Annotated in this window: 22 protein-coding genes, 1 pseudogene and 1 riboswitch; of the genes and pseudogenes, 1 reads left to right on the plus strand and 22 read right to left on the minus strand. The window is 40.9% G+C overall.

The window, feature by feature from the left end:
- Positions 1–109: 109 nt before the first annotated feature.
- The 13 genes from ABT997_RS06920 to ABT997_RS06980 all read right to left on the minus strand — a co-directional run bounded on the left by ABT997_RS06920 (position 110) and on the right by ABT997_RS06980 (position 12,249).
- Positions 110–748, minus strand: a complete 639-nt coding sequence (locus ABT997_RS06920; protein WP_350019039.1) for a GNAT family N-acetyltransferase — start codon at positions 746–748, stop codon at positions 110–112.
- A gap of 249 nt (positions 749–997) precedes the next feature.
- Positions 998–1,978 carry a tagatose-bisphosphate aldolase gene (gene lacD, locus ABT997_RS06925; protein ID WP_126403981.1) on the minus strand — a complete coding sequence of 327 codons (981 nt, stop codon included), beginning with the start codon at positions 1,976–1,978 and terminating at the stop codon, positions 998–1,000.
- A gap of 1 nt (position 1,979) precedes the next feature.
- The gene (locus tag ABT997_RS06930) at positions 1,980–2,909 is read right to left on the minus strand and encodes a tagatose-6-phosphate kinase (RefSeq protein ID WP_350019040.1); all 930 of its coding nucleotides are present in this window, start codon (positions 2,907–2,909) and stop codon (positions 1,980–1,982) included.
- Positions 2,910–2,920: 11 nt separating this feature from the next.
- The gene (lacB, locus tag ABT997_RS06935) at positions 2,921–3,436 is read right to left on the minus strand and encodes a galactose-6-phosphate isomerase subunit LacB (RefSeq protein WP_023026585.1); all 516 of its coding nucleotides are present in this window, start codon (positions 3,434–3,436) and stop codon (positions 2,921–2,923) included.
- A 16-nt stretch (positions 3,437–3,452) separates the two neighbouring features.
- Positions 3,453–3,878, minus strand: a complete 426-nt coding sequence (gene lacA, locus ABT997_RS06940) for a galactose-6-phosphate isomerase subunit LacA (RefSeq protein ID WP_023026584.1) — start codon at positions 3,876–3,878, stop codon at positions 3,453–3,455.
- Positions 3,879–3,947: 69 nt separating this feature from the next.
- Positions 3,948–4,832, minus strand: a complete 885-nt coding sequence (locus ABT997_RS06945; RefSeq protein WP_350019041.1) for an aldose 1-epimerase family protein — start codon at positions 4,830–4,832, stop codon at positions 3,948–3,950.
- Positions 4,833–4,935: 103 nt separating this feature from the next.
- On the minus strand, positions 4,936–6,411 hold the full coding sequence (locus tag ABT997_RS06950) for a PTS transporter subunit IIC (RefSeq protein ID WP_314369961.1): 1,476 nt from the start codon (positions 6,409–6,411) through the stop codon (positions 4,936–4,938).
- A 96-nt stretch (positions 6,412–6,507) separates the two neighbouring features.
- On the minus strand, positions 6,508–6,813 hold the full coding sequence (locus ABT997_RS06955; RefSeq protein ID WP_006596935.1) for a PTS sugar transporter subunit IIB: 306 nt from the start codon (positions 6,811–6,813) through the stop codon (positions 6,508–6,510).
- A 39-nt stretch (positions 6,814–6,852) separates the two neighbouring features.
- Positions 6,853–7,329: a PTS sugar transporter subunit IIA gene (locus ABT997_RS06960; RefSeq protein ID WP_350019042.1), complete on the minus strand. Its 477-nt coding sequence runs from the start codon at positions 7,327–7,329 to the stop codon at positions 6,853–6,855.
- Positions 7,330–7,537: 208 nt separating this feature from the next.
- Positions 7,538–8,284 (minus strand): DeoR/GlpR family DNA-binding transcription regulator, encoded by a 747-nt coding sequence (locus ABT997_RS06965; RefSeq protein ID WP_126403976.1) that lies wholly within the window; start codon positions 8,282–8,284, stop codon positions 7,538–7,540.
- Between the two features lie 326 nt (positions 8,285–8,610).
- The gene (gene cshA, locus ABT997_RS06970; protein WP_314369955.1) at positions 8,611–10,185 is read right to left on the minus strand and encodes a degradosome RNA helicase CshA; all 1,575 of its coding nucleotides are present in this window, start codon (positions 10,183–10,185) and stop codon (positions 8,611–8,613) included.
- Positions 10,186–10,878: 693 nt separating this feature from the next.
- The gene (locus ABT997_RS06975; protein WP_350019043.1) at positions 10,879–11,787 is read right to left on the minus strand and encodes a magnesium transporter CorA family protein; all 909 of its coding nucleotides are present in this window, start codon (positions 11,785–11,787) and stop codon (positions 10,879–10,881) included.
- Between the two features lie 81 nt (positions 11,788–11,868).
- The gene (locus ABT997_RS06980) at positions 11,869–12,249 is read right to left on the minus strand and encodes a PH domain-containing protein (RefSeq protein ID WP_006596927.1); all 381 of its coding nucleotides are present in this window, start codon (positions 12,247–12,249) and stop codon (positions 11,869–11,871) included.
- Positions 12,250–12,350: 101 nt separating this feature from the next.
- A riboswitch (TPP riboswitch) is annotated at positions 12,351–12,475 on the plus strand.
- A gap of 81 nt (positions 12,476–12,556) precedes the next feature.
- Between ABT997_RS06980 and thiT the strand changes: the two genes are divergently transcribed.
- Positions 12,557–13,132 (plus strand): energy-coupled thiamine transporter ThiT, encoded by a 576-nt coding sequence (gene thiT / locus ABT997_RS06985; protein ID WP_350019044.1) that lies wholly within the window; start codon positions 12,557–12,559, stop codon positions 13,130–13,132.
- 371 nt (positions 13,133–13,503) lie between these two features.
- Here thiT and ABT997_RS06990 read toward each other — a convergent pair whose 3' ends face one another.
- From ABT997_RS06990 to recR, 9 genes and pseudogenes are all read right to left on the minus strand, one after another.
- Positions 13,504–15,048 (minus strand): peptide chain release factor 3, encoded by a 1,545-nt coding sequence (locus ABT997_RS06990; RefSeq protein WP_129268754.1) that lies wholly within the window; start codon positions 15,046–15,048, stop codon positions 13,504–13,506.
- 202 nt (positions 15,049–15,250) lie between these two features.
- Positions 15,251–17,176, minus strand: a complete 1,926-nt coding sequence (locus ABT997_RS06995) for a DUF2207 domain-containing protein (protein ID WP_006596687.1) — start codon at positions 17,174–17,176, stop codon at positions 15,251–15,253.
- Positions 17,177–17,236: 60 nt separating this feature from the next.
- A complete protein-coding gene (locus ABT997_RS07000) occupies positions 17,237–17,917 on the minus strand; it encodes a YwaF family protein (protein WP_006596688.1) in 681 nt (226 codons plus the stop codon).
- Between the two features lie 12 nt (positions 17,918–17,929).
- Positions 17,930–18,619: a YwaF family protein gene (locus ABT997_RS07005; RefSeq protein WP_006596689.1), complete on the minus strand. Its 690-nt coding sequence runs from the start codon at positions 18,617–18,619 to the stop codon at positions 17,930–17,932.
- A 28-nt stretch (positions 18,620–18,647) separates the two neighbouring features.
- On the minus strand, positions 18,648–19,349 hold the full coding sequence (locus tag ABT997_RS07010; RefSeq protein ID WP_350019045.1) for a YwaF family protein: 702 nt from the start codon (positions 19,347–19,349) through the stop codon (positions 18,648–18,650).
- 29 nt (positions 19,350–19,378) lie between these two features.
- Positions 19,379–19,990: pseudogene (locus ABT997_RS07015) on the minus strand (NUDIX hydrolase).
- Positions 19,980–21,350, minus strand: coding sequence for a UDP-N-acetylmuramoyl-tripeptide--D-alanyl-D-alanine ligase (locus ABT997_RS07020; protein ID WP_350019046.1), 1,371 nt, complete (start codon positions 21,348–21,350; stop codon positions 19,980–19,982). Before ABT997_RS07020 ends, ABT997_RS07015 begins: the two are co-directional and overlap by 11 nt.
- Positions 21,351–21,438: 88 nt before the next feature.
- Entirely contained in the window at positions 21,439–22,485 is a 1,047-nt protein-coding gene (locus ABT997_RS07025; protein WP_350019047.1) for a D-alanine--D-alanine ligase, read from the minus strand.
- 172 nt (positions 22,486–22,657) lie between these two features.
- Positions 22,658–23,254 carry a recombination mediator RecR gene (recR, locus tag ABT997_RS07030; RefSeq protein ID WP_117745019.1) on the minus strand — a complete coding sequence of 199 codons (597 nt, stop codon included), beginning with the start codon at positions 23,252–23,254 and terminating at the stop codon, positions 22,658–22,660.
- Positions 23,255–23,259 lie beyond the last annotated feature (5 nt).

Consider the following 23,259-nt stretch of genomic DNA (forward strand, 5'->3'; position numbering starts at 1 on the left):
ACAGATGATAAAGCAAATAATTTTAAAAATACAACAAAAAGACAAACGCCAAAAATGACGTTTGTCTACGTTCTGAAAGGAGCTCCTAAGAGCTCCTTTTTTTAAACATCTAAGATTCGTCATCAAGGGTCTTTAAAAAAGCCCAATTTCCAACGCTTTGGTTTCCATAGTCTAGCACCATGGAATCTAATAAGACGAATTCATTCTTCTTATAGAAAAATACATTTTGTTCCGTACTCGTAATCAAGCCCAAACGTTTACATCCTTTTTCCTTAATATAAGGTTCAATCCCATTTTGGAGGAAATGACTGCCAACCCCTTGCCCCTGAACAGTTGGGCTCACTGCAAACATCATTAAATACCAGTCGAAGTTTCCGGACTTTTTCAAATGCTGTTCTGAACGTTCTACGAGATCTAAGTATTTCAGTAAATTCAACGGTGTGATATATCGAAATAACTTGAAAATTCCATTTAGTAGATAAGAAATCATCGAGAAATCTTTTTGTTGCAAGAGTCCCACTGCTATGATTTCTCCATCTCGTTCAGCAACTAAGCAAGTTTCTCCTTTGATGTAGAGCTTGACTAACAAGGTATGCAATAGTTCAATAAATGCTGGAAAGTATTCCGGCTTTTTTAAATCTTCTTTAATGACGGTTAAAAATGGATAATTCATAAAAGCATCAGCACAGACTTTTCCAATCATCTTGTACTCGTCTAGTCTCGCTTCTCTATATACAATCCTTTCCATACGCCAACTCCTTCATTCTAATAAAACTATTATACTGTAAAACACTCTGATTTTCGAATTTAATGTGAAATTATCACATAAAACCTTACAAATCAGAAGCCATTTGAATAGTGACAAAAAGCTTAATCAGATTTATGAACATTGAGAACCAATTTTTGATGAAAGTCCGAGATGCTTCCTTTATACAAACAAAAATAGTCCTTCTAGAGGTTTCTAGAAAGACTATTTGATACGTTAGGAACAAAGGAATTAAATACGCTCTTTCCAAGAAGTTGCGACTTGGTCCAAGACTTGGTTGAGCTCTTCAATATTGCGACGACCTTCGGTACGCAACCATTCACGAGCTGCTTCTTCCCCATTCTTGATGTAGGCTTCTACAGATCCAGCCCAAGTTGCACGGCCGCAGAGAACTCCATTAAAGTTTGCTCCTGCTTCATGGGCAAAGACTAAAGTTTCTTGGAAGAGTTTAGCAGAAACACCTGCACTCAAGTAGATGTATGGAAGCTTGGTTGCTTCTTCTTGTTCTTTAAAGAAGGCTGCCGCTTCTTCACGACTGTGCACGATTTCACCATCACCAAAGCCTTCTACGTATTTGACGTTGACAGGAACTTCTACTTTCAAGACATCGATGTTAAAGCGGGGGTCTGAGAAGACTTTCATAGCTTCGATGACTTTGCGAGGTTTCACTTTAGCGTATTCGACAGAACCTGCATCAGCGATGGTTTCATCGTAAGCCAAGATTTCAAGGAAGAATGGAATTTCTTCTGCCGCACATTCTGAACCGATGCGTTCGATGTAAGCTTGTTTTTCTTGGTTGAGTTCTTCTGCACTATCCACATCATAGTAGAGCAAGAATTTCACTGCATCTGCACCTTGCTCTTTGATGCGTTTAGCTGACCAAAGGTTGAGGCAGTCTGGTAGACGCTTGGTGCTTGAAGTGTCGTAGCCTGTTTTTTCATAAGCCAACAAGAGCCCTGCTTCCGCATCCAAAACCTTGGTCGCTGGAAGTCCATACTCAGGGTCCAAGAGCATAGAAGATGCGAATGGTGTCAATTCTTCAGCCACCAAGACCTTCAACTCTTCCATTTGAGCCACTGTTGGTTCTGTATCTTGATATTGAGCCATGAGGCGTTTCAAAGCGCCACGTTGGTCAAAGGCCAAGGCTGAAATTACACCCTCTTTGGTGCTCAATTTTTCTAAATAGTTGCGTTTTTGTTCTGTTAATACCATCTTATACCTCTTTTACATTTATCTGTTGATACAAATCATCATAGTGGGCCATATTGACATGCCCTGTCATCTTTTCTTGGGCATTTAGAATCCCTAAGACCATAGCATGAGTCAAGAGGGCCGCGTCATCTTTTCCACTACTGAGGGCAGCAGAGATCCCAGCCACGGTCGAATCTCCAGATCCTACTGGATTGACCACTTCAATTTTTGGAATGTCCACTTTATAGAAGACATCTCCGTGTTTGGCAAAAGCACCATCTCCACCTAAGGAGACGATAATCCATTCGATTCCTTCGAACAATGGGTCTTTCAAAACTTCTTTTAAGTCCTCAAAATCCGCTGAAACATCCCGTCCTAAGAGTTGAGATAATTCTTCGCGATTGGGTTTAATCACCGTTGGTTTGAATGGTGAGTGAAGAACCGCTTCTAAAGATTTTCCTGATGAATCAAGTACGACCTTACGTCCTGCTTCTCCTGCAATCTCAATTAAGCTCGCATAATAGTCCACTGGTAGACCTGTAGGAAGGCTTCCCGAAATAGCAATTACATCTGCTGTCGGCATGAGGAGTTTAAAATGGTGAAGGAATCCCAAAGCTTCTGTCCGGATAATTTCTGGGCCCGCTTCTAAGATTTCTGTTTGATTACCTTCATGCAAGATAGCGATACAGTTCCGTGTATCTCCAAGAATATCATAGAAGAAGGATTGGACATCTCGTGGAAGATGGGTCTTGATGAATTGACCATTGGTCCCCCCAACAAAACCTGTTGCTCCAACTGTTTCACCACTCTCAGCTAAGACACGGGTGACATTTAATCCTTTCCCACCAGCAGTCTTAGAAACTTCCGACACACGATTCACAGTATCCAACTTTAATTCTTCCAAGGGATAAGAAATATCAATGGAAGGATTCAAGGTGACAGTTAAGATCATATCTTCACCTCTTAGTCGTGGTATTCCCCACGATCCCATTTTTCAAGGAATTCTGTAAAGAAGTCTGCATCCTCTTGGTGATCATTATGAGTTTCCAAATGTTGAATCTTGGCAATCAATTTCTTATTTTCTTCACTTGGTTTGTATTCTGCATGAATGAAGGCTTCAATGATATCACACATGAGCAACTCACCAGTTACTTTCCCACCAAAACCAATGACGTTGGCATTGAGTTCTTCTTTGGCATAAAGTGCAGTTGTCATATCACGGACCAAAGCTGAACGGATTCCAGGGACCTTGTTAACCGCGTTGTTAATCCCAACACCAGTTCCACAAATACATACTCCAAGGTCTGCTTGACCACTAGCTACTGCTTCTCCGACTTTTTTCCCAAAAATTGGGTAGTGGGTGCGCGCATGGTCATAGGTTCCGAAGTCAAGGACTTCATAGCCTTTTGATTTCAAAAATTCAGAAACAGCCATTTTTTCATTTGTGACAATATGGTCACATCCAATTGCAATTTTCATTCGTTTACTCCTCCCCTTAGCACATCTTGTTAAGCATATCGACACGGATTTGGTGGCGACCGCCGTCATACTTACCGTTTACAAAACCTTTGGCAATATTTTTGGCCAATTGATCACCCACGATTTGAGCCCCCATGGTGATCATACGAGAATTGTTGTGACCGCGAGTCATGTAAGCGGAACGCTCATCTGAAACCTCTGCGGCAACCATTCCTTTAATTTTAGTTGCGACCATAAATGGACCAGCTCCGTAAGCGTCAATAACAATACCCAGATTATCTTCTGCTTGTTTCACTTCTTTTGCAACAGCTAAGGTCACATCGACAAAATCTTGTCCTTCTTCTGTCACGTCCACGACTTGGAAACCTTCTGCTTCCAAATATTCTTTGACTACTTCTTTTAAGCGAATACCTGCTGCATCCGCACCAATAATAACTGACATATTATGCTCCTTCAATTCATTCATTTTTCAATCAAATATAGAAACTTCTATATTCAACAACATTATTTTCTATAAAATTTCGATTTCAAATCCAAGTTCTGCTACTTGACCTGCTAGTAAGAGTCGAACTTGTTTTTTATATTCTAGATAATCACTCTCTTCAAGGGAAGTGGATAAACCAGACCAAGGTTCTAAAGCGATAAAAGGTCCTTTATTTGGTGTTGTCCAGATAATCAAGTTTGAAAAATCTGGAAAATGGACAATTATCCCCTTTTCGTGCTTTCTAGAACGGAGTGTCACACTTCTTGATTGTAAACAATCCAAGGTAATGGCATCCTTTTGGAAGAGGTCGTAATTGAGATTCAAGATTTTTTCTTGCTGTAAGAAAGGCGTCCGATCAAAGACGTTTAACAAGCCTGTCTCCGGATAGGATTTTGGAATACTACAGGTCTCTTCTTGTTCGAATTCCAGGTAGTAATCTTCAAATCCTTCATCTGCCATTAACGGACAATTAAATCCTGGATGGCCACCAACAAAAAACGGCATGACTCCTTCATCACCAAGATGGTAAACCCGATAGGTAACTTGAATCTTCTTACCTAGCAATTGATAGGAAATTTCTAATCTGAAATGATAGGGATATTGCTGATACATTTCTTCCGTATCTTCTATCCCAAAAGTCACCCGATCTTCTGTTTGCTCTACCAGCTCAAAGTTTTTCTTGCGAACTAGCCCGTGGCGAGGGATCTTCCCAACACCTTGAGGACGATACAAGGTCGTATCATTTCGAACCGAACCACAGATAGGAAAGAGAACTGGGGCTTGACCACTCCAATACTGAGCATCACCCTGCCAAAGATACTCGATACCATCCTGATCCTTGATAGAGGCCAGCTCACCACCTAACTCCTTGAAACAAACTTCCAGATCATTATTTTTTAAAGCTATCCTCATATTTCACTCCTTAGCATGTTATTTTAGAGAAAAAACTAGGCTACCCCTCCATATCTGGAAAATTGATACCCTAGTTTTATCAAGTTACATATTTAGGAGCAGATTATTTTGCATTTGCTGCGTATGCTTCGTTACGTTTGATCATTTGTTTTCTGTACCATGCAAAGATTCCAACGTAGAATGCTAAGAAGGCAACCACACCAATGATCAATTTAATATCACCAGTTGTTGCATTACCGATTGTCCAACCGAGCAATTTTTCAACAGGTCCTTCAAGAGTTGAGTGAGTAATCAATTGAGCTTTGTCAACTCCTTCTGGAAAGGCTTTTACACTTTTCGCCAATTCAGTAGCGAATGGTGCGATAAGAGTACCTGAAAGAAGGAAGAGTGGCAATAAGAGTGTTCCAAACACGATCATACGGATCAATTTACCACGTGTTACAACCAACAAGGCTGGAGTCACACCCATAGCGATGATCCCTGCAAGTGGCAAGATACCATTTCCGACTTTAGAAAGAAGCACTGCTTCGATCAACATGATTGGTGCAAGTACGTTTGCACAAGCCCAGATTTCAGCACGACCAGCGATAAATGGCCAGTCCAAACCGATATTGAATTTACGTCCTTGAAGACGTTTAGTAGCAACGTTTGTAATACCTTGTGACAATGGTTCTACCGCTGCGATAAACCAAGAACCGATCAATGAGAACAATTCCAAGCAGACACCGGCAGTCAAACCAAGGCTCAACCAACCTTTAATAACCAATTCCCAAGTTTTAGCATCCTCAACATTAGCAACTGGTTGTGGAGTACCCATGATACCGATGACGATACCAAGAAGGAAACCGATGAAGAATTTAGATCCCCAGAAACCAATTTTCTTGTTCAATTTAGCTGCGTCAAAGTCGTATTTGTCAAGACCTGGGAAGAATTTGTCAAAGATTTTATCCAAAACCATGATGATTGGGTTCATCATGTAGTTCATGTGAGTTGATGTCATTGGTGAAGAGCTAGGCGCATTCAACAAGTCATCAAATGTTGGTTTCATCAAGTCTGAGTTGATGATCTTCATAATCCCTACGAGGACTACTGCTAGAGTTGCAACTAAGAGGGAAACTCCTGCGCTAACTCCATTTTTATCCGCATACCATTTAATCAAAAGACCTGTGATAGACAAGTGCCAGATATCAAAGATATCGACATCAAGTGTATCTGTTTTCTTCATTGCAAGCATGACAATGTTGACAACCAACATAACTAGCAAGAAGTAAAGTGTCCAGGCAGACCCCCAAGTGATGGTAGCAAGTGGTGCCCAACCAACGTCTGTGATATTCAATTGAATACCAGTGTTCTCAACGAATTTTGCAAGAGACGCTGAGAAAGCTCCATTCAACATACCGATGATTGCACCGATACCTGTAAGGGCGATGGCAAGTTTAATACCACCTTCAAGCGCTTTGGAGAATTTCACTCCAAACAAGAGAGCCAATAAAGTCAAGACGATCAACATGATGATCGGTGCACCCATATCTAGAATGGGTTTGAAAAACTTATTGGCAAAATCGATAATGCCATTCATAATAAATCCTCCCGATTTATATTTTTATATTTTACAAAATTATGAATATCAGCAACCCCTGACATAGGAACCGCTTACAAAATACAGATGAACAAATTAGCTTAAGCCGTGTTCTTTGATGGTTGCTTCGATATTGTCATATACTGGAGCGCTCATAGCTGGAATACGGAACAAGATTGGACCAGCTTCAACTACTGGAATACCAGGGTCAAAACCAAGGTCTGTTGCAGCGATTGGCGTGAAGATATCATAGCCTTTAATCAAGTCTTCATTGACATCTTTTACCATTACCGCATCACATTGTACATCATATCCACGGTTTGAAAGCTCTTCTTCTAGAGCGCTTTTGATTTGGTGGCTTGAGTTAACCCCTGCACCACAGGCAGCTAAAATTTTAATCATTTGAATGACCTCCATTATAAATATATTTAATTGTTACTATTAAGCAATCGCTTCTGTGATATAGCGATATAAGTCTTCTTCATCTTCCAATTTCGACATATTTTCAAGATTTTCATTTGTTGTAAAGAAATCCATCAAATGTGCCAAAATGTTTGTTTGGCTGGAACTAGAATTGTTAATGATGAAGAATAAAAGCGAAACTTCTACTTCCTTATCAGGCGCGATCATATTGTGGAAGGTTACCGGATTTTTTAATCGAACGACTACAATATTCTCTGTCAGGTTATGGATGATATCCGTGTGAGGAATGGCCACATTTGGCAAATCCTTTCCTAGAAATTCCATATCTAAGCCTGTAGGGAACGATTTCTCTCTTTCTTTTAATGCAACTCGATAAGAATCTGTCACAATCTGACGTTCTTCCAATAAAGTTGCAACCTGGTCAAACAATTCTTCTTGATTCGCAACATCTAGGCAAAAGACTAATTCCCGATTAAACAGTTGATTTAATCCCATCTTTTCACCCCTTCCACTTTTACCTTTTTTTATTTACACGATAAGTATATCACTATATGAATGCGCTGTCAATTACAATATGTAATTTTTTGTTCTTTTTTGTTTATTTTTTATAGATTTATTTTGTAGGCCCTACCCTATGAAAGGATATGAAAAAAGACCAGGATCTGCTTGAATCCTGGCCGTTTAGCTGTTTCTTTTCTAATTTTTACAAAATTTTTGTATAGGAATTGTATTTTTCTCGCACCTTTTTAGAGATAGAATGATCGGTAATCACTGCATTTAAATCATCTAAACGGTAAAAGGCATAGAAAGAATAGCTATCAAACTTACTATTATCTGCTACTATATACTTTTCAATGGCATTGTTAAGAATAATTTTATTGCCATTTCCTTCTTCTTCGTTTGCGGTCATGGCTGTATGGCCATCAATCCCATTTACTCCGATAAAGGCTTTTGAAACTTTTATTTCCTTTAAGAGCTTATTTGCAAACTGTCCTACAAAGGTCTGTGTCTTGACCCTATAGCGTCCGCCAACTAAAATGATATCACAATTCGGTTGGTCTTTTAATTTTTCAAAAATCGGCAAGGAATTGGTGACAATACTGACATGTTTCCCATCAAGATAATCGCCAATAAAATCTGTAGTGGTCCCTGCTCCAATAAAAATTGTATCACCTTCATCGATCAAAGCCGCACATTTTTGAGCAATCTCCCTTTTCTCTTCCACGTTCAACATGTTCTTTTCTGTATGGGAAACTTCTGCCAGACTATCTTTGATTTTTCGATGGGCTCCTCCATGAACACGAACCAACAAGCCTTGTTCTTCTAAGTCCATCAAATCCCGTCGAATTGTCATATCGGTTACACCTAAGAGATCGCTCAGATCCTTAACAGAGACTACTTCATTTTTATCCAACTCTTGTAAGATTGCTACGTGTCTACTCTCTTTCATATGACGTCCTACTTTCCTATTTCTGCTTTCATTATACTATAATAGTGAACATTTTCAATAAGAAACAAACATTTTATCGATTTTTTTCTATATTAATCACTTATTTTGTTGGTCATTTTTGTAGAAAAAATTTATTTTTTGTTCATCTTTTTAAAAAAAGTAGATTTTTTTTAGCAAATCTGTTGACAGGACTTATAAAAAGTTGTATTCTTAATATGTTAACAGAATTGATAGCGCTATCACAGAGTGATAGCAAACGTTTTGTTTACGAATTTCGGTCTCCTTATAAATATACAAGGGTAAACATGTGTTTACCCTTGTATGTTTTATTTATCTCCTTTGTTCCGAATCACAAAGCCTGTTTTCTTCTCGCTTGAAGTATTGCGTGGTTTTTTATTATCCTTACGGTAACGCTTCTCTTTATCAAAGCGATCTTTTGAACGTCCACCTTTACGATAGTCATCACGACGACCATTGCCACGGCGATCACGATCTCGACGGTCATCCCCACGACGGCCTCCTCGACCACCCTTACCTTTGCCACCAAAGCCACCACCAGATGGTTTAAATGGTAACGGTTTTTCACGTGCAATCTCAACCTCAGGAAGACTATCTGGGTCTTGAACAGTTAAGCTGAGGATATACATGGCCAATTCTTCAGGACTGAATTCTGAGGCTAATTGACGAGCATCCTTGCCAAACTTCTCAAAGTTGCTACGAATCTCCTCATTCGCAAAATCACGTTCAATTTTCTTCAGTGCTACCTGCTTCTTAGCTTGAAAGGCTTCTTCTGCACTTGCAGGTTTGAGACCTTTCATGCGTTTCTTAGTCAAGTTCTCGATGATCTGGAGATAACCCATTTCATTAGGTGAAACGAAGGTAATAGACTGACCTGACTTACCTGCACGTCCTGTACGACCAATACGGTGGACATAACTCTCAGGGTCTTGTGGGATATCGTAGTTGTAGACATGAGTCACACCTGAAATATCCAAACCACGAGCAGCCACATCTGTTGCAACGAGAACATCAAGGTTGCCATTTTTAAAATCGCGAAGAACACGAAGACGTTTGTTTTGGTCCAAATCCCCATGAATCCCTTCTGCACGGAAACCACGGATCTTCAGCCCACGAGTTAACTCGTCTACACGACGTTTGGTACGACCAAAAACGATTGACAACTCAGGTTGATCAACATCCATAAGACGAGTCATGGTGTCGAATTTTTCTTGTTCTTTAACCCGGATATAGTACTGGTCTACCAGTTCTGTTGTTAATTCTTTGGCAGCAATCTTCACATGCTCAGGTTCTTTCATGAACTGAACACCAATACGTTTGATAGCATCTGGCATAGTCGCTGAAAAGAGCAAGGTTTGACGATTTTCTGGTACACGAGAGATGATATCTTCAATATCTTCAAGGAATCCCATGTTCAGCATTTCATCTGCTTCATCTAAAATCAAGGTTTCAATATTATGTAATTTTAAAGCCTTGCGTTTAATCAAGTCAAGTAAACGTCCCGGTGTTCCTACAACGATGTGAGCCCCTGATTTAAGAGCCTTGATTTGTTTTTCAATACTTGAACCACCGTATACTGAACGGACTTTCACACCTTTACTACGGCCAAAGCGGAAGAGTTCTTCCTGACTTTGAACAGCCAGTTCACGAGTTGGGGCAATTACTAAAGCTTGGATAGTTGCTTCTTCTGTACGAATTTTTTCAAGAGTTGGCAAGCCAAAGGCTGCAGTTTTCCCTGTACCAGTCTGTGCTTGACCGATAACATCTTTTCCCTCAAGAGCCAAAGGAATAGTTTGCTCTTGGATAGGACTTGCTTCTACAAAACCTGCTTTTTCAATTTCTGCTAACAAATCGGCAGAAAGATTAAATTCATTAAATTTCACGTTATTCTTCTTTCTAAAGATGGTGCGAAGCCATCCTATAGCGCTTAGTTTATACTTTTCTTGTCATGACGTACTTTCAGTTTTTATGAAAGACCGTGTTGCTTCTTTTCCACTAAAGAAAAGTACTGCTTTCTTTGCAACCTATCTAGTATACCATAGACTAGGGTTAAAAGATAGTAAAACGAAACAGGTTAAAAGGTTTTTATTGCGTAACCCCTTTCAAAAAAGCTCTTTCCACCTTTGGATAATTAGTATAATTTATTTTTTAAATTTGCGATAATATAAAAGACTGTGAAGTCTCTTCTTTACTTTGAAGCACCTCATAAAAACAGCGTTACAATAGGCTTTCTAAAAATTTTCACTCACAATAAATCCCCTTTTATTTTGGGATTGTTTCCTTGATTTTTAATATGAAAATATGTATAATGATTCTAGTATCTAGGTTATTTCAGTATCATTAAAATGCTTCATTCATTTAACTGATTCAACGATTCAATCCAATTATAAATTGTTTATAATCCACTCAGTACTTTTAAATCTACTCCTACTATTTCCAAGAAGATTTTGTACAGTCGATCACTTGTATCAAAACTGCCTCTTCTTCTTAGGGGAGGCAGAGTTAAAAATGAAGGATTTTCTGAAATAGCCAAGATACGAAAGAGGTAAGGAATTTCTTCCCTACCTCTCTTTTTTTTATCGTTTATGGGCAATCCAGCGCAAGATTCGTGATAAAATCAACCACAAGACGAGGCTAGAGACCGAAATATAAATCCAGGCATTGGGATCATTTGTAAACGGCAATGGAACATTCATTCCAAAGAAACCAGTGACAACTGCTAAGACCGCTAACAGAGCTTCTAGGATGGTCAAGGTGGTCAAATTATCATTCAAATTGTTATTTAGGATGTTATTGTAAGAGCTAGACAATTGCTGCAAGACCTGAGAGTTCAACTCCGTCATATATACCAACTGTCTGGCCTCAATCATGGCATCATCAAATTGTTCTTTTTCCACATCATCAAATTGGCGGTAGATTAGGTGAGCCTTGATATGTTCCAGAAGCATGCGATTTTGCTTGGCAGCGGATGCTAGATAGACCATACCTGTTTCCACATCAGAAAGAGCATAAAGGTTCTTACTAGTTGTTGTTTTTCTTAAGAGACGAGTAATCTCATCCTTGTGCTTATCTAGACGCTCAATAATCGGATAATAAGCATTACTAATCATCTCAAGCCCCGCAAACAAGAGTTTAAAGGTGGATAAACTTTCATGAGCATCAACATAGCGTTCCATTTGTACAATAATATAGGCGTTGTCTCGGTTACTAATAGTCACAAGACGTGGCCCCTGGACAATGAAAGTCATCGGAATGGTTTCGTAATATTCCTTTTCCTTTTCCATATCCAATACATTATAGATAAAAGTCACAGTTCCATTTTCACGGTTGTAATCCATGTGGGCACGTTCATTTTTATCCAGTGCATATTCAATGGTTTCTTGATCAATACCATACTTTTGGTACAACTGGGATGTTTCCGTAATCAAGTCAGAATCAATATTAATCCAACTCCGACCATCTCCTAACTTTTTTTCAACGAACATTTCGTTTCCTCTTTACCTTATCTACCAGTACTCCTACCGATCACCCGAAATCGCTAGATGAGTCCTGTCCTCATTCACTGATCAACGCAATACAGCTGCTGCCAAGGCCTGCTGGATCTCGATAACACTATTATCACTCTTAAATTGAAGTGTTTCTGATGGCTCTACAGCTGATGAAACCCAAATTTTTAATTCTGCATCCAAATCAAAATGACCAGATGTTTCTACTGAAAACCGTGAAATGGAACGATAGGGGAGGGATTTATAAGATGTTTTCTTCCCTGTCATTCCTTGCTTGTCCACCAAAATCAGACGGTACTCCGTAAAGACAATCAAGTCACGAATCAAACTAAAAGCCAGTGTTACTTGCTCACCTGGAACCAGGATATCCCCTAAATCTTTTTCAACCTTATCGACGTCTTTTTGAGAAGCATTGCCCATCAAACCTGCAAAAATACCCATGATTTTTTCCTCCACAACTTGTGCATTTTCTATCTTAATAACTATACCATATTTTTTACGAGTTAAAAAGTTGCGGAAACGTTTTTTTGATAGTATAATGAGAGAGTCACAAGAGGAGCAATTGCTGAGATTGGCTAACTTGGATACCAGAGGTGTTCGTTGCTGGCCTAAACTCTTACCACCTGATCAGGTTAGGACCTGCGTAGGGATGTGTCTCAAAACAGAATGAAATAGAGAACTTCTATGACAACGTTTTGATGTGGCAACAAATGAGCCAATCAAAATGATTGGTATAGGAGGTTTTTTTATGTCGAAAACTACGATTCGACCAATGATTGAGGTTGCTCTTTTAGCGACCATTGCTTATATTTTGGATTTGGTTACTCAACCCATGTCCTTAGGTCCTTGGATTTCTCTATCTTTTAAGATGGTTCCCATCTTTCTCCTTAGTTTCCGCTGGGGCGTTAAGGCTGGTGCCATGGGTGGATTCATCTGGGGGTTGCTGCAAGTCGTAACTGGGGAAGCAGCTGGTGGTTGGTTGACTCCAATCCAAGGTTTCTTAGAATACTTTGTAGCCTTCAGCTTGATTGGACTGAGTGGAATTGTCAAACCTACGCTTGACAAGGCTATCAGAGATAAGAAACGAGTTCAGACACTCACTTATATTACTGTTGGAATCGTCTTAGGAGGGTTCGCACGATACACAATCCACTACATAGCAGGTGTTATCTTCTGGGGAAGCTATGCACCGGCAGGCCAAAGTGCCTACCTCTACTCTCTAATTGTAAATAGCTCGTCCTTCTTAGGCGAGACTATTGCCAGCCTCATTGTCTTCTTTATCCTACAAGAATTTTTGGGAAGACTCCTTATTACAGAACATTAAGAAATATTCTTATAAACTTTCCTTATGTGAGAACGGACGTCAGCGAACTTCTACGAAGTTCCATGACTTAGTTTTGAACCTAAGGTTTCAAAACTCCCGAGTTCTAGAAACACTATTGTTTCTAGAACTTTTTTCACAGCGGAAAGTTTCAGTCCTTGCTTTAAAAACACAAAAAATATAGAATTATTTTTATTTATTGAACAACCACTTGGTTTTTATGAAAAAAGAAAATTTGTCGATATCACAAAACCAGCTCGCTTGAACTGGTTTTTTTACTATCCCAAAGTAATCTGAAAGACAGTTAGCTAGCCCACATAATAGTGGCTAGCGTCCAACAATTAGGGACTTTAGTTCCAATTGTTGGTGCTGAGTTACATCTTTTCCTCTAGTTCAACATCTGGATATTTGTCCGCAAACCAACGGAGGGCAAAGTCGTTTTCAAAGAGGAAGACAGGCTGGTCAAAGCGGTCTTTGGCCAAGATATTTCGGCTTGAAGACATGCGCTCATCCAGATCTTCAGGTTTGATCCAGCGAACGGTCTTTTTACCCATTGGACTCATAACGACTTCTGCATTGTACTCATTTTCCATTCGGTGTTTAAAGACCTCAAACTGCAATTGACCAACAGCTCCAAGCATGTATTCACCTGTTTGGTAGTTGGTATAAAGCTGGATGGCTCCTTCTTGCACCAATTGCTCGATTCCCTTGTGGAAGGATTTTTGCTTCATGACATTCTTAGCAGATACCTTCATGAAGATTTCAGGGGTAAAGGTTGGCAGTGGTTCAAATTCGAACTTGTTTTTTCCAACAGTCAGCGTATCCCCAACCTGATAAGTACCAGTATCGTATACCCCGATGATATCTCCCGCTACGGCATTGGTCACATTTTCACGACTCTCCGCCATAAACTGAGTGACATTTGATAGCTTAGCACCCTTACCAGTACGAGGGAGGTTAACACTCATCCCGCGTTCAAATTCACCCGATACAATACGGACAAAGGCAATCCGGTCACGGTGACGAGGGTCCATGTTGGCCTGGATTTTAAAGACAAATCCTGAGAAATCCTTGTCATAAGGATCGACAATTTCACCATCTGTCTTCTTGTGGCCGTGTGGCTCCGGAGCAAACTTGAGGAAGGTTTCCAAGAAAGTCTGCACCCCAAAGTTAGTCAAAGCTGAACCAAAGAAGACAGGAGTTAATTCACCAGCTAAAATCGCTTCTTCTGAAAAGTCATTTCCAGCTTCTTGCAAGAGTTCGATATCATCTTTTACTTGCTCATAGAAGGGGTTGTTGGCAAAGAGCTTGTCTCCATCTTCTAGACTAGCAAAGCGTTCATCCCCTTTGTAGAGTTCCAAACGTTGGTTATAGAGGTCATAGAGTCCTTCAAAGGCCTTCCCCATCCCAATCGGCCAGTTCATTGGGTAACTCGCAATTCCTAATACTTCTTCCAATTCTTGCAAGAGGTCCAGTGGTTCACGACCGTCACGGTCCAGCTTGTTCATAAAGGTAAAGACAGGAATCCCGCGGTGTTTGACAACCTCAAACAATTTCTTGGTTTGGGCCTCAATCCCCTTGGCAGAGTCCACTACCATGACCGCAGCATCCACCGCCATCAAAGTCCGATAAGTATCTTCAGAGAAGTCCTCGTGCCCTGGAGTGTCTAGGATGTTTACCCGTTTGCCATCGTAGTCAAACTGCATCACAGATGAGGTTACCGAAATCCCACGTTGCTTCTCGATATCCATCCAGTCAGACTTAGCAAAGTTTCCTGTTTTCTTTCCTTTTACAGTACCAGCTTCCCGAATCTCTCCCCCAAAGTAGAGCAACTGCTCTGTAATCGTCGTTTTACCAGCATCCGGGTGGGAGATAATGGCAAAGGTACGGCGTTTTTTAATTTCGTCAGTTATTGTCATTTTTTCATCCTCAGTTATTTTTTAAAAGCATATTTTTTAGTAAGTAGGATCCTTCTACATTGGTTCTCTCCTTTTACCTTAACTAACCTATTATAGCGGAAATAGAGCCTTTTTTCAATCATCAGTGTATTTACAAATTAAAAAGCCTGAGTGAGAACTGTATTTGTTCTACATCCCAGACTTCATTAAGAAACAAGTGCTATTAGAAGGCCCCAAATCCTCCACCACCACCTCCATCAGAGAAACCACCGCCGTCAAAGCCACCACTGCCATCTGAGGAGTTAATAGAGAAGTTTGAAACACTATAGGAATCAGCTGCATAGCTCATTAAGGTAGAGCCATCTAGGAAGGAATTTGGAGAGGATGTGAGCCAAACAAGAGCATCCCAGTCTTCATATGGCAAGGGAATCTGATGATTTTGGAGTACCTGACTCACTTTTTTAGCTTGACCATACATAGTTGCGTAGACTAAGATACGATTCCATAGGACGACACTTTCAAGTTCTGCTTGGTTGAAATTTGGAATACTTTCAATCATATTTCGAAAGGCCATCCATTGGAATTGTGAATCCAAGTTCTCCAAGGATTGTAGATGATCTTCGCGACGTTTCACAACAATATAAAATGGAATCAATAACAAAACCAGACATAAAATGATCCAAAAATAGTATGAAGAGAGGTGTGAACCAAATCCAAAAGATAAGAAACACATGCTCACAACTAAGATCAGTAAGAGCCAAAAGTGTAAGGCACAGCCTGTTTTTGAAAAAGCTGCTTCCGTCTCAGATAAGTCTCTAAAATAAGAGGGCAGACCTAATTTCGCAATTTCCTTTTCTACACCTTTTGACAATTGCTGGGCATCCTTTTGTAAAAGCGATCGAACATCACTTCCGACCTTTCGAATACGGTCTCTTTGTGTGTCTGATGTTGCAGCTCGAAAATCCTTTTTAAGGGCTGCCTGATTAATTTTATACTTTGAGAATACCTCGCTAATCCTGATTTCAGTTTCTTGATTAAAAAGCATGTCAATAAACTGTAATTCAAAATCAGCCAAGCCTTCATGGTGAAGACAGGTCAAGGTTCCCCCATTGTTATCTCTAGTCAAACGAAGATTTCCACGATCAATGAGATCCAAAATGCTTGCTTGTATGAGATGGTTAACTGTTAATGGTCCTTTCTCTCTATATATCACCATCTGTTCAAAATCAAGTTGATACAAAGCCTTCGCTAGGACAAAGGGTGGCAAATTCTGTGGTGGTTCGTATAATCGTACACCTTTTGAAATCCGACGAGTTCTGGTACTGATCATATAGCGGATCCAGGGAATGAAAGCTAGGACAAATAAAAGAATGGATACAATTGGAATGACTCTGAGAAATAGTGTCTTGTAGATGACTGTTTTTTGTTGAATGGATTTTTCTTTTTTTAGAAATGTATCCTTTCCCTTTTCTTTTTTAATCTCATTAGATTGGCCTCGACGCAGAGCTTCTGTCATGGGCCAATAGGCGTGGAGTTCCAATTTTCCATTCTTTGGGAAGTTCCTTAACTGAATGTGATAGCCAGTCGCAGTCCGTTCAATCTGGGCTGGTGGATTAAAATAACCGGTATGAGCATACAACTCTCCCTCATTGACATCCAAGCCATCCACATAAAAATCTAATTTCGCGATGTCCTCATCCCCATCTGAAATAGGGAACCAATTGAGCTCGGCTATATCGGAATACAATTCTAGAATATGATCAATCTTCCATACGACCTTGATGGTAACTTTGCCCCCAACGATTCTTGAATTGTAGATTTTTAATAGACGTCCATCCCCGAGATCCGATTCTTCTACACGGATCTCTCGTTTTTCACCATCCACATAGGCTTCAACTTGAGGATTTTCATGGATTTTGAATCCTTTGGGAAGGGGATCTACACTCCCTAAAGTTACATACTGCCCATTGTAGCCTGTTGAAAAAACATAGCTAATCTCTTGTGTGAATGTCGCCTGGTTATCTTCCCGCAAGTGGAGGTGTCCCACATAGGACTCAATCGAATAACGAACTTCATCATCTGCCTGAGCCGGACTAACCGTACAAAATAAGCCACACAAGATAGCAAGGACTAATAAAAACCTCTTCATTTCAAACTCCTATTAACTAAAAGAAGGCTGAGACTGATTGTCCCACCCTCCTTTTTCTTTTTATCGAACAACTCTTTCTCTAGCAAGTCTACGACTGAAAAATACATTAAAGAGAAGCAAGGCTGCTGCTAAGATACTGGAGACCACGACGTAATTCACCAAGAGGCTGTCCCCTTTGATAATCGGTGGCCGGGCCATGAGTCCATAATTCCCTCCAGTGACTTGATTGACGCCGACTAGAAACAGATCTAGGACAAAGGTATAAAGAACAATCTCTCGATTTTTTAAGAGGCTCGAATCATAGCATCTCAAGAGATAAATCAAGGAATTGACCAAGAGACAGTAATGCCCGAGGAGGAAAGAAAAGCTTGTAATATGAGGGAAGGTGTAGGGATCAAAGACTGGATAGCCCAAGGCAAAGATCGCTCCACTCACTCCCATCAAGGCAAAAAACTGCTTGCTCTTCCATCGGTCTGGCAACAGCAAGACAGCAAACATGGCCAAACGACAATGGTACAAGGGTAAACTATTGGACCAGGGAAGCTGAAAAGCAAAATACCAGATATAGAGACAGATCAATTGGAAAATTTGTAAGTTTCGAAAGATCTTCCGAAATTGTTCATTTTGATAGTAACGTAATGAAGCCCAAACTGCCATTACAATTAAAAGAACCATGACCCCATACCAAAGGAGCGGGATAACAGGTGGTGCAGTGGATTCAGTTGTAAAAAAATGATGCATAGGATCTCCTTATTAAATGGATTCAGATGTTCTTTTTCTTTTCTTACTGGACTTAACGATAGCATTGATCAGGATAAGGGTTCCTGTCATCAGGATCGTCACGATCAAATAGTTGAGCACGAGCCCATGATTGCCAATTACAGGAGGACGACGCATAAATCCGTAATTTCCACCCGTTACGAGATTAGCCAGCTGAATAATAGCATTGACCCCAAAAGTCATCTGACAGATTTTCCAAGCATCTCTTTCTTCCACCTGGTAGGATTGAACCAGATAAATCAAGCAATTGGCCAAGAGGGCCCAGTGGCCAAAAACATTGTTGATTGAGGATACATGAGGAAAAGGATAGGGATAAAAGACAGGATGAACCAAGGCCATGATGGAGCCAAAGACGCCAACAAGAGCAAAATATTGCTTGAAGCTTCCCTTGGGAGCCAAGAGAATAATCCACATGGCCATCCGACTATGATAGAAGGGCAGGCTCTCTGAAAAAGGCAAATGTGCTGCAATATACCAAACGTTGATCATCAGCAACTGGATCAATTGACCCCAATACCAAAAGGTTTGATAGCCTTTGGAAGAGGCAAATCGAATAGATAGAAGGACCACCACTACCAATGAGGTCGGCAACAAGAAATACCAAGCCCCCAATTGAGGAGGGGCTGTTGGTTGACTGGTAAAAAACAAATCCCAAAGCGTCATGTCTTCCTTCCCCCTTCACATCTATTTTCTATTCTGATCGGGAAATAACAGTCTCTTCAACCATCTTGTATTTGTACTTATACCGTTGGTTGACCAAGAAAATTCCAGCTACCATCACAAAGCTAACCAAAAGGTAGTTCAAAAGTGCACCGTGGTCCCCAATGATTGGTGGACGCCGTAAGAAGCCATAATCCCCTTTCGTCAAAAGGTTGACCAAGAAAATCAAAGCATTCATGCCAAAGGTGATCTTGAAAATTCTCAAACCGTCTTGTTTTTCAGATTGATAATGATCCTGTAGGTAAATCAAACTATTGGCAAGCAAGGCCCAGTGGCTAAAAATTAGATTCAACACAGTGATATGAGGGAATGGGAAAGGATCAAAGGCCGGATACACCAAGGCCGCAATCGATCCTAAAACTCCCAAGAGAGCAAAATATTGCTTGATATAGGTCCCTTTAGGGGCAAAGAGAATCACCAACATGGCCAAGCGGCAATGATAAAAAGGCAAATTATCCGTCAAAGGCATGTGGGCAAGAATATACCAAGCATTGATGGCCAAGACTTGTATCAACTGTGCCCAATACCAAAAGCGTTGGTAGCTTTTGGACTGCGCATATCTGATGGAAAAGTAACCAACCACCAACAAAGAAGCTGGCAGAATGAAATACCAGAGCCCAAACTCAGGCGGGGCTGATTTTTGGTTCGTAAACAATAAATCCCAAAGTGTCATTTTATATCCCTTTAATTTATAAATCGTTTTTAATCACAATACAAATCTCGTTTCCCATCATAAACCTCCCAAAGGAAGTTCAATTGTTCTTCTGTATTGCGCTTGGTAGAAAGAGCAGGTATTTTTTCTCTCTCAAAAAAGGCAAGGTCGGAAATTTCCTGATTCTGTTGAAAACTTCCATCCAGCAATTCACATTCAAATACCAATTTCACATATTGGCGACTTTGCAATTGGTAGCGATTGGTATCAAATACTGCCAACAAGCGATTGACACGTGCTAAATAGCCCGTTTCTTCTTGGACTTCCTTTAAAATATTTTCTTTAGGAGAATAGCCAACCTCACCAAAGCCACCCGGCAAAGCCCAGGTCTCTTCTCCCTGACCTTTCACTAAACAAAGTTTGTCATCTTTGACAATCTAGGCCCTTACATCAATCAAGGGAGTGTCGTAATGGTCTGTCGGGCGAAACAAATCCGATAATTCTTGTGGATTCAAATCAGTCGCTTCTCTCACAAGATCCTGTAAAATGGCACGAATATCCTGATAGCGCTCTTGATCAAATGGATCTTTTGAGAACGCTAAGCCTGTATTAGTGATTGAAATCAAGCGCTGAATGTTCTTCAGTACATTATTACTCGCCATTCTCCAACTCCTCTACCAATTTGGCTAGATTCATGGAATTGCTTCCCTTGATGAGGATTTGGTCCTGCTCTTTTAAGCTTTCCTTGACTTGTTTGACCAAGTCCTCAAACTGGTCTTCCTCAGCGGTCTTTTTGAAATAATAGACATGTCCGAGTGGGAACATCTGACTCGCTAACTGAGCTAAGCCCGTAATGTCTTGGCCATAGAAAATAACGGTATCCAAGACATCCGGTGACAGACTGAGAATCATTTGGTTGTGCAGATCAATGGATTGCTCCCCTAGTTCTTTCATATCTGCCAAGACCGCTAGCTTGCGACCATTTGGATTGGCAGGAATGGTCGAGAAGGTTTCTAAAATCAGGCGCATGGCCGTCGGATTGGCATTGTAGACATCGGATAGGATATCCGCTCCGTTACTTGCCTTCTTCCATTCTGTACGGTTCTTAGTTAGCTCTAGGCCTTTAAAGCTTGCATGGATAGCCTCTTCGCTCACCCCTTCTTTTAAGGCAACATAGGCAGCGATCATGGCATTGGTCGCATTGTATTTTCCTGTTACTGGAAGATCAATGGCTTCTTCTAAAAAATTCGCTTCAAAGGTCAGGCTGTCCTTGCGCTCGTCCAATTTGGTAATGCTAATATCTGCTCCTTCACCAAAGCGCACAAGCTCTTGTTGGTTGGGTAAAAAATCCTCTACAATCGGATCGGCCGGTACTAGAAGCAAGCCACCAGCTGGCATCCCGTCCGCAATTTGCAATTTCCCTTTAGCGATTTCTGTGCGATCTTTGAAAAACTCCAGGTGAGCTTCCCCAATGAGGGTCACGATTGCTGCTTTTGGATGGGCAATTTCTGAGAGGAGATGAATATCTCCCAGATGGTCCTGTCCCATTTCAAGGACAAGCTTCTCTGTTCCTTCTGGCATATGGAGAACCGTGTAAGGAAGGCCAATCTCGTTATTGTAGTTCCCTTGTGTTTTATAGGTTTTATAAGTAGTAGATAATAACTGAGCTAACATATCTTTGGTCGTTGTCTTACCGTTTGAGCCGGTGACCGCCAAGACATCTACTTGACTCTTCTCCAAAACATATTGTGCTAATTTTTGAAAGGCCCCTAGAACATCATCTACCAACAAATACGGGTGGCCTTCTACTTCTTTTTCAGACAAGGTCGCTACAGCCCCATTTTCAAAGGCGGTTTCAATAAAATCATGCCCATCACACGCCCCCTTGAGAGGGACAAAAAGATCCCCCGGACCAATAAGACGACTATCAAATTCTGGCTTCTGTAAATCAAAATCTTCAAATTGACTGATATCATTGCGAACAGCCAGGACACGAGCCACTTCGTGCAAGGTTACATTCATGGTATTCTCCTCTAAAAAGTGGGAGCAGGAAGAAAAGCGACTCCTCTATGAGTTGACTTCATCTCCCACTCCCGCTAGGAACAGTTTCTTAAAGTAAGTGCGCTTCACGCTTTTCAAAGGTTTCTTTGGCTAATTCTACCAAGCGCTCGATTAAATCAGGATAGGCCAAGCCCATGTTATCCCAAAGTAAAGGATACATAGACCATTGGGTAAAGCCAGGCATGGTATTGAGTTCATTCAAGTAGATGCCCCCATCCTCTGTGTAGAAGAAATCACAACGGGAGAGACCTTTGCCACCAATGGCACGGAAGGCTAGTTCTGCATTCTGACGCATGGTCGTAGCAACTTCTGCAGGAATTTCAGCTGGAATCGCCATCGTAATCTTATTATCGATGTATTTGGCTTCGTAGTCATAGAAGGCTACATCTTTGACCACTTCACCAGGGAGAGTGCTCTTGACATCGTAGTTGCCTAACAATCCCACTTCGATTTCGCGGGCTACGACACCTTGCTCAACCAAAACACGGCTATCGTATTTAAAGGCCAATTCCAAAGACTGACGAAGTTCTGCTTGGTTCTCTGCTTTTGAAATCCCAACACTAGAACCCATATTAGAAGGCTTGGTAAAGACCGGATAGGTCAATTCCTTTTCGATTAAGGCAATCTTAGCCTCTAGGTCATCTCCTTCAAGGACAGCCACATAAGGAACTTGTGGAATCCCTGCAGATTCTAGGACCCGTTTGGTGGTAATCTTGTCCATCGCCACACTAGAAGAAAGGATATCACATCCCACATAAGGGAGTTTCAATACTTCTAGGAAACCTTGAACCGATCCATCTTCTCCCATTGGTCCATGAAGGACTGGAAAGACAACCGCTCCTTCTTGGTAGATGCTGCTCGGAGTTACTTTAGCGTCCCAATCAATGGTTTCATTGGTCATCAAGCGTTCTGTTTCAGCAGGTTTCTCTTCAAAAGTTTGAGTCTTGATGAAGTCTCCCGCCTGAGTAATGAAATAGGTCTCAACAGAATACTTGTCATAATTAATCGCCCGCATGACGCTTTCAGCTGAAAGCACAGACACTTCGCGCTCTGCGCTACGGCCACCATAAAGAAGTACAATTTTTTCTTTTGCCATTGTTTGGTCCTAATCCTTTTTTTAATTTTGTGCTTCCTAATTGACTTGTCAGAAGCACTCCTCACATACGAGTTCGTCCCTCTAGTATACCACACTTTAAAAAGAAAGAAAACGAGAGAGAACACCTAAAAAACAAAAAAACCGGAGGCTTTCCTCCAGTTTCTGTAACCGCTTATAACTCGGTTCGATTTTCAATAGCTCGAAGAAGAGTGACTTCGTCCGCATACTCGATATCTGCTCCGACAGCTAATCCACGTGCCAAACGGGTCACTTTGATACCAGCTGGTTTGAGGACGCGTGAGATATACATAGAAGTTGCTTCACCATCTGCTGTTGCATTGGTCGCCACAATGACTTCTTGGACCTCATGATCCATTAATCGTGTGATCAAGGATTTGAGGTTAATATCATCCGGTCCAACCCCATTCATGGGCGAAATCAAGCCATGAAGGACATGGTAGCGACCGTGGTACTCCTGAATATTTTCCATAGCCGACACATCTCGACTATCTTCCACTACTAAGATGATCGATGGATCGCGTGTCTCATCTCGACAAATGGCACACTCTTCTTCATCTGTCAGGTTCCCGCAGATGGAACAATAGCTTAATTCCCGCTTTGCTGACAAGAGATTTTTAGCAAACTCATTGACATCGTCATCACTCATTCCAATAGTATAAAAGGCCAGACGAGTTGCTGTCTTGATCCCAATACCAGGGAGCTTCGAATAACTTTCAATTAATTTTGCGATAGGTGTTGGATAGAGCATAGCTT

Source organism: Streptococcus australis (assembly GCF_040226615.1).
Taxonomy (GTDB): Bacteria; Bacillota; Bacilli; order Lactobacillales; family Streptococcaceae; genus Streptococcus; species Streptococcus australis_E.